The sequence below is a fragment of the Clostridium sp. AM27-31LB genome (genome assembly GCF_003480745.1).
Lineage (GTDB): Bacteria > Bacillota > Clostridia > Lachnospirales > Lachnospiraceae > Butyribacter > Butyribacter intestini.
The window spans coordinates 36,382-52,272 of the sequence record NZ_QUJS01000005.1 but is presented as its reverse complement, the minus strand read 5'-3'; the positions used below and the strand labels follow the sequence as shown (position 1 = coordinate 52,272).

The following is a 15,891-nucleotide window of genomic DNA, read 5'->3' as shown; positions in this document are numbered from 1 at the left end:
TTAATAAATATGAAAAGTTTATTAAAAGATGTCAGACAAATTTGACAGTTATTACTAAATTGAGTTATAATTTAAAAATAACGACAAAATAAAGAGGAAAGGATGAGTGGTATATGCAGGATGGAATACTTCAGGGAAGTCACGAACAGATGATGGAAGAATATGCAAAGCGTTATAAGAAAATATGTATTGAAAATAACTCCATTGATGGAAAACTTTTCGATGAATTTGGCGTAAAGAGGGGACTCAGGGATAAAAACGGAAAGGGAGTATTGTCCGGTATTACAAATATATCCCTTATTAAGGCTACCGATATGGACGGTGACAGGGTCATTCCGTGTGAAGGTCAGCTTTTTTACAGAGGATACAATATTTATGACCTGACAAAAGGTTTCAGACAGGATAATAGATTTGGTTTTGAGGAGACTGCTTATCTGCTGCTGTTTGGAGAACTTCCGGCAGCAAGCCAGCTTAAAGAATTTCAGGATGTACTTGCAAAGAACAGGCGTCTTCCTACGAACTTTGTAAGAGATGTAATCATGAAAGCACCGTCAAAGGATATTATGAACTCACTCACAAAGAGTGTGCTTACACTTGCTTCTTATGATGATAAGGTTACGGACAATTCGCTTGAAAATGTGCTCAGTCAGAGTATTATGCTGATAAGTGTATTTCCAATGCTTGCCGTATATGGCTATCACGCATACAACCATTATGAGTGTGATGAGAGCTTTTATATTCACAGACCATCGGATGAACTTTCCGCAGCAGAAAATATTCTTCGCATGCTCAGACCAAACAAGGAATATACTGATGTTGAAGCAAAGGTTCTTGACCTTGCGCTTGTACTTCACATGGAGCATGGTGGTGGAAACAACTCAACATTTACAACCAGGGTAGTGACATCTGCCGGTTCAGATACATATTCCGTTATTGCGGCAGCACTTTCATCGCTCAAAGGTCCTAAGCATGGTGGTGCCAACATCAAGGTTGTTGAGATGATGCAGGATCTTAAGGCAAATGTAAAAGATACGACTGACGAGGATGAGGTAAGAGCGTATCTTAAAAAACTTGTCCGCAAAGAAGCATTTGACAAGAGAGGACTTATTTACGGTATGGGTCATGCGGTATATTCAATATCAGATCCTAGAGCTGTAGCATTTAAGCAGTTCGTTGAGATGCTCGCAAATGAAAAGCATCAGAAAAAAGAATTTGAGCTTTATTCAATGATAGAGAGGATGGCACCTGAGGTCATAGGTGAGGAATGTGCCATCTACAAGGGCGTAAGTGCAAATGTCGATTTCTACAGCGGATTTGTTTATACAATGCTTGGAATCCCACAGGAATTGTTCACTCCTATATTTGCTATGGCGCGTATTGTCGGCTGGAGTGCACACCGTATGGAAGAACTTATAAATGTCGATAAGATAATAAGACCGGCATATAAGAGTATTATGGTGCCAAAGGTGTATGAGTCATTAAAAGAGCGTTCAACACCAAAGATTGACACCAAGGCAATGAAAGAATTACAGCTCACAATGAAAGATGAGAGCTGCTAAAAAAAGTAACAAATGCTTGCAATGCAGTTATGTGATATAAAAAGAAAAATATATCAGATTGCGAAAGTGATTTTACAAATATAATCTGATACAGAAACAAAAGGGGCTGTCGCAGTAAAAATTTTATGCAGATATTATAGAAGCAATTCTATATCGTGTATGAAGTTTCGGTATTGCGGCAGTCCCTTAAAAATTTAGTGCTTTATGTTTTTCGGGGATTTACCTGTTACAATATACATAAAAATATTAAGAAAAAAGTAAAGATTTGTGGACAGTCAATATGTTATTATTGTAACAGTTCAGTCATAAAAAGGTAATTGGCAATACAATGAGCTTGTTCATTGTATTGTTAAGTAACTTTTTATGGTAGAATAGCCTTTCATTTCTGAAATGAAATAAGCAAAAGCTGCAAAGCAGCGACTGACAGCTTGCTGGCAGGTTTATGAATGTAAGAAATGCAAGGCTGAACTGTTACATATAGAAGGATAGAAAGATAAAATGTGCATTTTGTACTGTCCGGAGAGGAGGCTGATATGGCAGAGGGAAAGATTTTAATGGTCGATGATGACAAGGAAATAGCGGACCTGGTAGAAATACATTTAAAGGGTGAGGGCTATCAGGTTTATAAAGCGTATAATGGGAAAGAAGCTTTGGAAATATTTGACGCAGAAGAGATTGATCTTGCTATTCTTGACATAATGATGCCCGGAATGGATGGAAATGAGGTTTGTGCAAAGATAAGACAGACAAGCACGATTCCAATAATTATGTTGAGTGCAAAAGACAGTGAGAGTGATAAAGTATCGGGACTTGTAAATGGTGCTGATGATTATGTCACTAAACCGTTTAATACGAGTGAACTTATAGCAAGGGTCAATTCGCAGCTTAGAAGATACCACAGCTTCGGAGGAGTAGAATCTAAAACATCAGATGTTGTGAATATAGAAAATTTATGGATGGACAAGAGTCTGCATGAGGTTAAAGCATATGGAAATCCGGTCAAACTTACACCGATTGAGTTTGATATACTTTTTCTTATGGCTTCACATCCAAACAAAGTTTTTTCTACAGATGAGATTTTTGAGCGTGTCTGGAAAGAAAAAAGTTTTGAAATGAGCAACACGGTGATGGTTCACATTAGGAGACTCAGAGAAAAGATAGAGTCGGGTTCGGATAAAAGTAAGATAATAAAAACAGTTTGGGGAGTTGGATATAAAATTGAAGCATAGTCTATTCAAAAGCCTTAGGGCTGAGTTGATATTTTATGTAGCAGTAAGTATGTTTTTGTCCGTTATTACTGAATTTGCGTGTGGTGTGGGACTTTACATACTGAGTACGGCACTTGGTATTTCATACAGAGGTTATGGCAGGAGTGATATGAACATTGTCGGAAGAAAGGCTGGGGAACATATTCCTAAGACAAACTTTTTCACTTATCAGGCTATAAGAAGATGGGATAAAACCACACTTATATTTGTAATGTTTGTTATATTGTTTTTCCTATTCTTGTTTTTTGTAATGTATTTTATGCTCATAACAAAAAATCTAACGGCTGATATAGGGTATATATCGGGAAGTATAGCCCATATGGCATTTTCGGAGGGAGCAGAAAAAATAGAGGTGAGGAGACAGGACGAGATAGGAGAGATTGCTATTCAGGTAAACAGGATGTCTGAAAAAATAGACACTCTTATGAGGTCAGAGAGAGATGTACTTCAGGCAAACAAAGATATGATAACCTGTGTTGCACATGATCTGCGTACCCCTCTTACATCTGTTATAGGTTATCTTCAGTTAGCGGCAGACATGGAAAAGTTCAGTGAACAGGAAAGACATAAATATGCCGAGATAGCTATGCGCAAGGCTAACAGGCTTCAGGGACTTATAGAGGAACTGTTCAGCTACACTAAACTTATGAGTGGAGAGATAACACTTCATAAAAGTGAGATTGACATAGTCAAGCTTGTAGAACAGATGGTTGAGGAATTTTATCCTCAGTTTTGTGAAAATAATCTTGAGTATGAGCTTTCACAGAATGTTTCAAGCTGCATTATCAATGCCGACGGAGAACTTATGGCAAGAGCCGTGCAAAATCTTATAAGCAATGCAATAAAGTATGGTAAGGATGGGAAAAGAGTATTCGTCGAAGTTGAAAAGTTTGAAAAAGAAATTCAGGTACGAGTGACCAATTTTGGACTTATTATACCCAAAGAAAGTCTTGAACGCATATTTGAAAGATTTTACAGGGTGGAGGATTCGCGTTCAATGCAGACCGGAGGTACGGGACTTGGTCTAAATATTGCAAGACAGATAGTAGTATTGCATGGTGGGATGATTAAAGTTGAAAGTGATATTGATGGAACTATTTTTACAATAGCACTTCCTTTAGAAAAAACAGAAAAAGATAAAGAGAGATTAGTGAATATTACAGAGTAGGTAAAAAATGAAATCAAAATATAAATTATCGGGATTAGGGATAATTATCATTATAATAATGCTGATATTTTTAAATCCTTGTATATACAGAGCGAAGGCAGCAGATACGGTCAGATTAAAAAACGGAGCTATGGAAATAAGTTCTAAGCAGCTTTCTGCACAGATTTCTTTTGGATATAAAGGCAATACAAAATACGGAAAGCGTATGAAAGTATGTGCTGTTATAAACAATGAAAGAACATTTTTTTCGGGCAAATTCAGAATAACATATAAGACGGGAAAAAACAGTGGTCTTAAGATGCTTCAGAAATCATTCAGCGTTGAAGGAGGGGAGAGCAGGAAAGTTCAGTTTGCTATTCCGTTACTTTCAGAAAGTCAGGAATATATAGTTTCGGTGTGTGATAGTTCAGGTAAGATTTGTCTGAAAGCTAATACCGTCGTTAATGCCGATACGGACACCACGGGAATTTATGTCGGGGTGTTGTCTGATACACCGGCAAAACTCGGTTATATGGCTGATTGTCTGGGAAGTTCAGAAAAATATGGAATGTCAGACAATGGAGTTACTGGAAAAGTATTTGAGATGAATGCGAGTGATTTTGAGCAGGAAGACATTCTTGATACAGTTGATATAGTCGTTATAGATAATTATAATACAGGCAAATTCAGTAATGCTAATATAAAAGTATTAAAACGCTGGGTTGATAAAGGTGGAACGCTTGTTGTTGGAACAGGTAGCAATTATCAGAAAGAGTTTGAAAAACTTCACAGTACACTGCTTAGGGGATATATAGGCAGGACAAAACGCATAGTTACTGATTTTGGATGGAATGAAGATAACAATTCGGCGATGAAATTTAGTTTTGAAAGTTCGGTGCCCTCTCAGATAGAAATGGATATTGTGGAACTTAATCTAAAGGAGGATGATGTTCTGATTAAAGACAACGATAACAAACTTATGGTGTCCAAGAAATACGGTGAAGGAAGTATAATCGTAGCTGAATTTTCATTTAATCTGAAAAAAAGTCTTTGGAATAGTTATGGTAAGGCTGTTATGACCACAATAGAGGAAAATCTAAGTGAAGGAACAAAGAAAAAGATGCTTCTTCAAAATGAAATTGTTTCACCGGAAGAAGCAGGTTATTCATTTCTTGATGAAGCATTAAAAATAAATGAAAATGATGTTCTGCCAAATATGGTTTTATATGGGTGTATTCTTGGTGTATATATTACTATCGCGGGACCGGGACTTTATCTAATATTTAAGAGAAGAAAAAGAAGAAGCCGTCTGTGGATTGCCGTGCCGGTTCTTGCAATTGCATTTTCAGCTATTATTTATATAGTAGGAACGAGTACGAGAATACAAAGACCGTACATAAATTATCTGTCGCAGATAGTCTTAAGTGACGGACAGATTTCAAAAACAAAGGATATGACTACCTTGTTTAGTGTGACCGGAGTTTCAAATGATTCATTCAGTGCGGATATTGCCGGAAAATGTAATGTTATACCTAAAGAAAGCGATGAATATACGGGAAAAGAAGAAATTGGAAATATAGATATAAATGACTATGATTATGGTGTTGATTATGGACAGAATAAAACAAAACTGATAATGAACAAAATGTCCTCATTTCAGAGTGCCAATTTTGTTATGAAACAGAAAGTTAAAAATTCCGGAAATATTACCATAAAAGTATCAGAGGAGGATATGCAGCTTGTCGGAAAAATGACAAATACGCTGGGATATGACTTAAACAACTGTATGATCTACTATCAGGGAAATCTTCTATATATAGGTGATATAAAAAAGGATGAAACTATAGATGTAGAAAAAATTGCAAGGTCATCAACATACAATAAGTCTGAATATGGTGACTCAGATGAAGCCATGATAGAAAGTGTCATGGGAGGAACAATGTATTCAAGCGGCGTAGCAGCAAGTCTTAAGAGAAAAATTGGTGTTGTTGAGGAATATCTTGAAGATAATTCCAATGCACAGGCATGGTTTTACGGATTTGTTCAGGAGGGACATGAAGAAACTTTTACTGATAAATTTGATTATGACAAGTATGGTGTGACAGGTGTTTGTAAAAATTTCAGCATGACCGAAAAGATTGATGGTTATGATGTTATAGATAACCTTGAAACATATGCATCTGAATATAACAGTGAATACACTAACGGTTATGATGTGTATCAGGGTGCTCCGGAACGATTTGCGGTTACATACAGATTTCCTAAAAATTTCATGCTGAAGGAGTTAGTGTATTCAAAGCAGACAAGTTCAGGTGCAGAGTTCTCAACTAAAAAATTAAAGTATGCTGACTATGGGTTTTATGGTGTTGTCAGCATTAAAAATAAAGAAACAAATAAATATGAAAAGCTTTTTAGCTCAGGAAAAGAAACAAAGATAATTAACATGAGTGATTATCTTGATGCAGACGGTTCGCTCACTCTTTATTACTCGGTCGAGTATAAAAGTTCAAAAGAACTTGGAAATCTCTGTCTTCCGGAAGTTAAGCTTGCAGGAAACTATGAAAAAGAAACAAGTGAGATTTATTTTACAAGCGGAAACGGATTGACATCAGTGATATTGAATGGTAAGTAATGAAATGAGCAAAAAATGAAACGAGGAATGTTTTATGGTAGAGGTAGAAGACTTATATAAAAAATACGGTGAGTTTACGGCAGTTGACCATCTGAATCTTACGGTCGCAGATGGTGAGGTGTTAGGCTTTGTAGGACCAAATGGTGCAGGAAAAACTACTACCATGAAAATTATGGCAGGACTTGTTCAGGCAGATGGTGGCAGTGTAAAAATATCAGGTATTGATGCATTAAAGGAAAGCCGGATGATAAAAAGAATTATAGGATATATGCCTGATTTTTTTGGGGTCTATGATAATCTTAAAGTTATGGAATATATGGAATTTTACGCTTCAATTTATGGTATAACAGGAAGTAAAGCTGAAAAACTATGTAGAAAGCTTATGGAGCTGGTAGATCTTACAGACAAGTCGGAGTTTCTTGTAGATGAGTTGTCGCGTGGTATGAAACAGAGACTTTGTCTTGCCAGATGTCTTGTACATGATCCGAAACTTCTAATACTTGACGAACCTGCTTCCGGACTTGATCCGCGTGCCAGACACGGGATACAGAAGATTATAAAAAGACTGAAAGAAGAAAAAAAGACAATAATAATAAGCTCGCACATATTACAGGAACTTTCAGAGCTGTGTACATCTGTTGGTGTGATAGACCATGGGAAAATGGTTGTGAGGGGTACGGTTGATGAGATAATGCTTCATTTAAATGCATCAAATCCCATACAGATTCACATAAATGATGGAGTACAAAAGGCGATAAATGTCCTAAAGAATGAAAGTAAGGTAAAAAATATATCAATATCTGATAAGGATATATCTATTGGATTTTTAGGTTCAGAAGAAGATGAAGCGGAACTTTTAAAAAAACTGATATTAAATGATATAAAGTTATCTTCGTTTGCAAGACAGTCGGGAAACCTTGAGGAGATATTTATGAAAGTGACGGAAAAAAGGGAGGTGCTAGGTGATGAGGATAAGGATAAATCCGGTATATGGTAAAGAACTGAAAATGAAGGTGCGTTCAGTAAAGTTTGCACTTACCATATTTCTTTTTAATCTGATGCTTGGGATAGTTGCAATTACAGGATTTGAAGTAATGTTTAATATGCATCTTAATCCATATGTCGATTACTCAGGGGCAGCTAAAGTATTTTACATACTGGTAAGCATGGAAATTCTTACTGTTATGTTTCTTATTCCGTCATTTACAGCCGGAAGCATAGCCGGAGAGCGTGAAAAACAGACACTGGATATTTTACTTACGACAACACTTACTCCGGGTGAGATTATTATGGGAAAGCTTATGTCATCAATAAGTATGGTTTTTCTGCTTGTGGTATCAAGTCTTCCAATCATATCAATAGTCTTTACCATAGGTGGTATAGGGATGGAAGATATGCTTTTGTTTATGTTAGAGATATTGATAATATCATTTTTTATCGGAAGTATGGGGATGCTCGCATCTACCGTGCTGAAAAAAACGGTTCAGGCTACAGTGTGTTCATTTGCACAGATAGTGCTTGTCTGTGGTGGAACTGTAGTTGTAGTCATAGTCACATACATAGCAGCAAAATTGTATTATTATAATTGTATGGGTGCTGTCGGAAGTATGCCTGATGTGAGTTCAGTTTTGTTTATACTTTTGATTAACCCGGCATTTACAATTGTTCAGATGACAGCAAGGCATTGTGAGTCAGTATCTGTCATTTCAAAAGCAGCCGGTATGCTCAATGGTTCGATGCCTTCAACAATTGTTGACAATTGGTTTAGGTTAAGTATGATATCACAGATGATAGTAACTGTTATATTGCTGAGAATATCTGCAATTCTTTTAAAACCCACAAGAAAAAAGAAAACAGTATCTTAACATACAATAGCTAAGGTGCTATACTTAATTAGATAACGGATGAACAATAATGTGATTATCGTTATTGTATAAAAGTTAATTATTGCATTAAAATGAGTGCAATGGCAGAAAAGCAGGAGGGTTAAAATGAGTGCAGAGACAGATAGTAATAAGATAGAGCATAAAGAACATTTTCACGGAAGTGACCTTGAAAAAATAGAAAAGATATATGGCATAAAAAAAGAGGATATAATAAGTTTCTCGGCAAATGTAAATCCGCTGGGGATTTCATATAAATTAAAAAAAGAACTTGCATCTCATATAGATGCCATCACATCATATCCTGACAGAGAGTACACATCTCTTAGAAAGTGTATAGCAAAGTACGCCGGGACAGACTACACAAGCGTACTTGTGGGAAATGGTTCTACGGAACTTATCTCGCTTGTTATTCAGATAAAGAAGCCGTCAAAGGCACTTATTGTAGGACCGACATATTCAGAGTATGAACATGAGGTTGCACTTGGCGGAGGTCGTTCACATTATTTCAGACTGAGGGAAAAAGATGATTTTAAATTGGATATAGAGGGACTTGAAAATGCACTTACAAGTGATATAGACCTGCTTGTGATATGCAATCCAAATAACCCTACATCTTCTCAAATAGACAGAAGTTCAATGCGGCGAATACTTGATGCCTGTAAAGAAAAAGGTATATTTGTTATGGTGGATGAAACATATGTTGAGTTTTCAGAGGATACATCAAAGATAACATCTATACCACTTACGGAATATTACAATAATATCATTATCCTGCGTGGAATATCAAAGTTCTTTGCAGCACCGGGATTAAGGCTTGGATATGCGGTATGTGGAAATCATGAACTCCTAAAGGAAATTGACAGCAGAAAAAATCCATGGACTATAAATTCACTTGCAGCAATAGCCGGAGAGATAATGTTTAAAGATACTGATTATATAAATGAGACATGGAATCTTATATCATCGGAGAGAAAAAGAATATGCGGCATACTTGAAAAATGTCACGGCTTAAAGTTTTACAAGCCGCACGCAAACTTTATCCTTATAAAAATATTGAAAGATGGTATTACATCGGAGGAATTGTTTGACACGGCGATAAGACAGGGACTTATGATAAGGGATTGCTCGACTTTTCCTTTCCTTGACAACAAATATATAAGATTTTGTTTTATGAATCCTGAAGATAATGATAAACTTGTAAAGATACTTCTTGATAAACTTTCATAAAATATTTTCTGATAAAAAATTGCCGTAATAATCAATTATCATAATAATGAAAACTCCATCGCCATATATAAATGTGATGGAGTTTTTGTCTGCAGGTATTTATGTTTTGTAAATACATTTAATAAAATAATTTTATGTGAGCAGATTGCAAATATCCCTGACTTAAATATTTTTATGCCAGAACTATAACTATTTTCAATCTTCATTTTTGCTGAATATGGTACCGACAGACTTGCCGTCAAATAGGTCATACAAAGTCTTAGGGTGCTGACCGTTCATAAGGACAACATCAATATCTGACTTATAAGCAATTTCAACGGCATTTAATTTTGTTATCATACCGCCCGTGCCAAGCTTTGTGCCGGCACCTCCGGCAAGAGCCTTTATTTCATCGGTTATCTCGTGAACAACAGGGATAAGTTTTGCGTCTTCATATGTATGGGGATCTTTATCGTAAAGACCGTCAATATCTGACATGATTATAAGAAGATCTGCTTTTGCAATATCAGCAACAATGGCGGCGAGAGAATCATTTTCGCCCACCTCAAGCTCCAGCTCGTCGATGGCAACTGTATCATTTTCGTTTATAACAGGAATGACACGGTGGCTTATAAGGCGTTCCATAGCATTTTCTACATTTTTTCTTCTATCCTCAAGCAGAACATATTTCGTAAGAAGCATCTGTGCGACTGAAATACTGTATTCGGCAAAAAGATTATCATAGAGATACATAAGTTCGCACTGACCGACGGCGGCACAAGCCTGTTTGCCGGGGGTATCCTTAGGTCGTTCTCTTAGTCCGAGTTTACCCATGCCAAGTCCGATGGCTCCGCTCGAAACAAGAATAACCTCGTGTCCTGAATTTTGAATGTCGGCAAGAGTTTTCACAAGCTGTTCAACTCTCCTTATATTTAACATACCGGTGCGGTGGGTAAGCGTAGAAGTACCCACTTTTATAACAATACGTTTTCTGTCAGATATTTTTTTCATCATAATCCTCATTTCTGTTCGCATTTATTTATATCAGTAACTCCATTATTATATCCACTTTACATTAATTATTCAAGAAGCAAGGCTGAACTGTTACACAGCGAAAATAATTCCGTCTTGTTAAATGTTTACATATAGAACTGATAAGTGATATAATATAAACATTAGTGCCTGGCGTTCCAAAATGTACGGGTGACGGTAACGGGTTGAGACAGCATGGAGGTTAAAATGAACAAAAAGATAAATCAATATGCAAAAGGAAAATTTGAATATACTCAGTCAAAGATTCAGTGTGACAGGCAGATGTTACAGCTTGAAACGCAGGCAGGTGAGAATGTCAGTGGAAGTTTTAAAATTTGGGTCGAAGATGCAAAAGAAGTCAGAGGCATGGTTGTTACGGATTGTCATTACATGACTTTGGAAGAAGATGTTTTTCAGGGAAAAGAGGAAGAGATAAAATATACTTTCACAGGTGAGAAATGTGTTCCGGGAGAAGTTATAAAAGGTGATTTTTACATTATATCAGATCATGGATGTATAAGGATTCCATTTAATGTATTGATTGGTGTTCCGGCGTGCAATGCATCTATAGGAAAGATAAAGGATATGTTTCATTTTGCAAATCTTGCAAGAGAAGATGAGTCAGAGGCAGCAGCTCTGTTTAAAAATAAAAACTTCGAGCAGATATTTTTATATAAAGACCCTGATAATATTGCATTATACAGAGGACTGCTTGCAGGAACAGGCAAGGGTGTGGCATTAGAAGAATTTCTTATTGCGGTTCGCAAAAAACTGCCTATCAGGTTTTCGATAGATAAATCAAATTTTATTTATGATGACTGTATAGAGTCATTTGTTGAGGAAGTAACGCTCACAAAGGACAACTGGGGTTTTTGCGAGATACATATAGAGTCAGATGCAAAATTTTTGCAGCCTGAACATAAAATAATATGGACAGATAAATTTTTCGGAGATTCTTACAAACTTAAATTTCTCGTGGATATTGATAAGATGACTGCCGGCATTAATTATGGACGAATCAGGATATGCACCGTAAGACAGACCCTTACAATAGAGGTTATGGCTCAGAAGCACGGGACAGACCATGAGATAGTGGTAAAAAGTCTTGCAAGACAGAGGGCATATTATTCTCTTGTAAAATTATATCTCGATTTTTCTATGTCAAAGATAGATAAAAAAGAGTATATATCGCAGGTACAAAAAGAAATCATATATCTGCATGGCAATGAAAAAAAACTTTATGACATACATCTTGGCATCCTTGCCGGAGACAATGGAGTTGTAAAAGGTGGTCTTGCTTATTTTAATGAGATTGAAAATAAAATATATGAAAATGATAAGATTGTTTATTGTGCATATCAGTATCTCAAGGCACTGTGGGCAGAGGAAAATGAAATAAAGGATGAATGTATCAAAAATGTAAGGGAATGTTATGAGATAGAAGATAACAGTTGGCAGGTGTTATGGTTTTTACTTTATCTTGACCCTGTATATGAATCAGACAGAAGAAAACTTGAAGATGTACTTATTTGTGTAGAGGGAGGATGCAGCAGTCCTGTTATCTATTTTGAGATGTGCAGTGCACTCAATTCTTCTGCCGGAACATTAAGGGAGCTAACACCTGGTATCATAAGATGTCTTCACTGGGGATGCGAAAATAAATTTTTATCAAAAGAACTGGCACTCAGATATATTTATCTTGCAAGCCGTTCAAAAGAATTTAACAAAGTCGTATTGCGTGACATGATAAAAACATACGAGAACTTTAGTGAGGATGAGGTACTCGCAGCAATATGCCGTATGTTAATGAGAGGACAGCTCATAAATGAAGAAGCAAATAAATGGTATGCTCTGGCAATAGAACACAACTTAAAGATTACAGAACTTTTTGAATATTATATGGATTCGATTAATGTTGAGGAGGGCATTAAGCTTACGAAACAGGTATTGTTATACTTTATGTATGATAATCATTTATCAGTTTCCAAAAAAGCACTTCTTTACTCATATATAATAAAAAATCGTGAGAACGATCCGGGGACATATGAATCATATCAGGAGATTATTGAAAATTTTGCTTTTAAGCAGATAGAGGCAGGCAGGATAAGTGAAAATCTTGCAATTTGCTATGAGCAGTTTTTAAATGAAGAAAATATTACCGATGAGATAGCGGATAAACTTCCCAATATAATGTTTGCCCATGAAGTAAGATGTGCAAACCCTGATATAGCCGGAGTGTATGTGCGTCACAGAGAATTAAAAACCGAGCAGTTCGTACCTCTTGTAAATGGCAGGGCGGTAGTGCAGATATTTACGGAAAATGCACGCATTTTTTTGGCAGATGCACTTGACAACAGATATGCCATGTCGATAGATTACACTCTAAATAAACTGCTTCATCTTGACCATATAGCAGAAAAATGTTATGAAAAAAATAAGACGAATGTACTTTTGTTACTTTATATGTATGATAAGATTGAACATTTCAGACAGGTGAACGCTGATACAGTAGATGTATTAAAGAGAGTTTATGAACTTGATATAGTAAGTGAATTTCAGAAAAGAAAAATATTTTCAGCATTGCTCAGATATTATTTTGATAATTTTGAGGGAGACCTTCTCGATGAAGCACTTGAAAGTATTGACTGGGAGGATGTAAATCCGGGAGACAGACAGCAGTATATAGAATATTGTGCGGTAAGGCATTGTTACAAAAAGGCAATGGATGGTATAATGAGTTTCGGATACGAAGACATAGACGCAAAACGCCTTTTGCAAATATCATCAGACTTCTTTGCACAGCAGAAAAATGAAGATTCATTCATGATAAAGCTCGCATGGCATATATTTAAGTCTGGCAAATTTGATGAGAATGTACTTCGGTATATATGTATGTTCTACAATGGAAGTCTTGCGGGTATGGTGGGGATATGGAAAGCTGCCATAGGGTTTAATATCGATGCAAAAAATCTTGAAGAAAGAATAATCGCACAGATGGTGTTTACTGAGGAGATAATCCCGGAAAGTTACAGCGTATTTTACAGCTTTTATGAGCATGACTCCAATAGAAAACTCACATCGGCATTTATGAAAATGCTTGCTTACAGATACCTTGTTAAAAACTTTGAACTGCCTGAAAAGCTTTTTGATTGTTTCTATCAGGAAGTGAGAAAGCATGAAAATCTGCCATGTCTGATAGCTGTTTTAAAATATTTCAGCGAATGTAAAGAGCTTACAACGGACAAGATAAATTTTGCCGATTACAATTTAAACAAATTATATTCGCAGGGGAAAATTTTTCCGTTTTTTAAAGATTACTATGGAAAGTTTCCGTTACCTATACATATTCTTGATGAACATTATGTAGAATACATAGCAGATCCTAAGTACGAAGTAAAGATACATTATCTTATCACATCGGTAAAACAGGATGAGGGTGAGTATATAACGGAAGTGATGCCTGATATATTTGAGGGTATAAGGGTAAAAGATTTTGTAATGTTTCAGGATGAGATACTTAAATATTATATAACTGAAATGCGTCCTGAAGGAGAAGTTGAAACCTTAAGAAGTAGTGTTCACTTTGATGAGACAATGGACAATGAGAGGGCGGGCAGCAGATTTCACAATATAAATATGATGCTTATCGCAAAAGAGATGAATGATGATGAGACTCTTATCGAGATGATGACAGATTATGCGACAGAGAGAGAAAATGTCAAAAAAATGTTTAAGCTGTTATAAGTTTATATGTGGACTCATGGTCTGATAAAAACATATGAAATTTATGTGTTGCACAGATTTTATGTTAGCAAGCATCGAAGCAAATTGCGAATATCCGATTTGTTTCGTATGGCGACGAAAGGGGAAAGTTTAGATGGAAGCAGGAAGAAGTCTTTTAGTGGGTATTGATTTATGTGACGATATGGCACAGATTTCATATTATGACAAAAAAATATATGAGCCTGTTCCGGTGGGCATACCTGTTGGCGATAAATATATATATGAAATTCCTTCGGCACTTCTTGTAAATCCAAATACAAATGAGTGGCTGTGGAAAACAAAAGAAAATATGCAATTAGGCGGATATACGCTTATATCCAACCTGTTAAGCAAGATAAAGAAAAGTGAAAAGTTCCAGGAGGGAAGTTACATTTTTAAGACGAAAGATGTTGTCAAAAAATTCATGGTGAAACTTTTAAGTCTGTTAAATGAACATTTTCCGAATGAAACAATATTAAAACTTGTCATTACTATTCCAGAGAGAGAAAATGTTATCGTAGATTTATTGAAAAACATTCTTGCGGAACTGGGGATAAGAAATGACAGACTTGTTATTCTGGGACATAAGCAGAGTTATATGTATTATGCAGTCAGTCAGCCAAAGGAACTTTGGGCGAATAGTGTAGGATTGTTTGAATTTGATGAGATGGGATTAAGATACACAAATCTTACTGTAGATAAGAGAACAATACCATATATTGTCGGTGCAGATGTGTATGACCTGTCAGACATTATGCCATATTCAGTGTTGCAGGAAAAAGGCGATGTTAAATATATGTTTTTGAATACGGCAAATACAATGCTGCATAAAAAAATGGTTACAACGATTTATGTGACAGGAAAAGGGTTTGATCAGAGGTGGGCAACTGATGCGTTAAAAGAACTGTGCAACGGCAGGAGAGTGTTTAGAGGACAGAATCTTTTTAATAAAGGAGCAGCGTATGCGGCAAGGATGCTCACTGACAGGGAAAAGACAAAAGAATTTATTTTTCTCGATGACGATATGCTCACAAGTGATATATCTATCCGGACATATCACAATGCAAAGATGCACGATGTTGTGCTTGCAAAGGCTGGAACATTGTGGAGCGATATAGATGAATCTATAGATATAATACCTGATAATGAAGATGAAATTCAGATTACCGACAAAAATGTACTGACAAGAGAAACGAGAGCTCATATACTTTCGCTCAGCGGTTTTGCTGTCAGGGATAATAAGACGACCAGATTTACTGTAAGAATCAGATTTGCCGACCAATATACCTGTATTGTCACATTAAAGGACAATGGATTTGGAGAATTTTATCCTTCGACAAACAGGATATGGGAGCGTTACATTAAAATAAATGGAGCAGATTCAAAGAATTAAGCTGGA

General features: G+C 36.1%; 10 protein-coding genes. 9 read left to right on the top strand and 1 reads right to left on the bottom strand.

The features are described 5' to 3' along the window. Positions 1-113: 113 nt before the first annotated feature. From DW721_RS08690 to DW721_RS08660, 7 genes are all read left to right on the top strand, one after another. Positions 114-1,559, top strand: a complete 1,446-nt coding sequence (locus DW721_RS08690; protein WP_118499041.1) for a citrate/2-methylcitrate synthase — start codon at positions 114-116, stop codon at positions 1,557-1,559. Positions 1,560-2,092: 533 nt separating this feature from the next. After that, positions 2,093-2,788 carry a response regulator transcription factor gene (locus tag DW721_RS08685; protein WP_022014904.1) on the top strand — a complete coding sequence of 232 codons (696 nt, stop codon included), beginning with the start codon at positions 2,093-2,095 and terminating at the stop codon, positions 2,786-2,788. Beyond that, the gene (locus tag DW721_RS08680) at positions 2,778-3,995 is read left to right on the top strand and encodes a HAMP domain-containing sensor histidine kinase (protein ID WP_118745503.1); all 1,218 of its coding nucleotides are present in this window, start codon (positions 2,778-2,780) and stop codon (positions 3,993-3,995) included. The genes DW721_RS08685 and DW721_RS08680 overlap by 11 nt, the downstream gene beginning before the upstream one ends. A 7-nt stretch (positions 3,996-4,002) precedes the next feature. Next, positions 4,003-6,606 carry a hypothetical protein gene (locus DW721_RS08675; RefSeq protein WP_118745502.1) on the top strand — a complete coding sequence of 868 codons (2,604 nt, stop codon included), beginning with the start codon at positions 4,003-4,005 and terminating at the stop codon, positions 6,604-6,606. Between the two features lie 34 nt (positions 6,607-6,640). Next, a complete protein-coding gene (locus DW721_RS08670) occupies positions 6,641-7,603 on the top strand; it encodes an ABC transporter ATP-binding protein (protein ID WP_118745501.1) in 963 nt (320 codons plus the stop codon). After that, positions 7,572-8,471, top strand: coding sequence for an ABC transporter permease subunit (locus tag DW721_RS08665; RefSeq protein WP_118745500.1), 900 nt, complete (start codon positions 7,572-7,574; stop codon positions 8,469-8,471). Before DW721_RS08670 ends, DW721_RS08665 begins: the two co-directional genes overlap by 32 nt. 126 nt (positions 8,472-8,597) lie before the next feature. Next, positions 8,598-9,719: a histidinol-phosphate transaminase gene (locus DW721_RS08660; RefSeq protein ID WP_118745499.1), complete on the top strand. Its 1,122-nt coding sequence runs from the start codon at positions 8,598-8,600 to the stop codon at positions 9,717-9,719. A gap of 195 nt (positions 9,720-9,914) precedes the next feature. Here the strand turns inward: DW721_RS08660 and proB are convergent, their stop codons facing one another. Then, entirely contained in the window at positions 9,915-10,709 is a 795-nt protein-coding gene (proB, locus tag DW721_RS08655) for a glutamate 5-kinase (RefSeq protein ID WP_118499033.1), read from the bottom strand. A 228-nt stretch (positions 10,710-10,937) separates the two neighbouring features. Here proB and DW721_RS08650 point away from each other — a divergent pair, with 228 nt between their 5' ends. After that, entirely contained in the window at positions 10,938-14,474 is a 3,537-nt protein-coding gene (locus DW721_RS08650; protein WP_118745498.1) for a DUF5717 family protein, read from the top strand. A 133-nt stretch (positions 14,475-14,607) separates the two neighbouring features. Beyond that, on the top strand, positions 14,608-15,885 hold the full coding sequence (locus tag DW721_RS08645; protein WP_055944681.1) for a DUF5716 family protein: 1,278 nt from the start codon (positions 14,608-14,610) through the stop codon (positions 15,883-15,885). Positions 15,886-15,891: the final 6 nt, after the last annotated feature.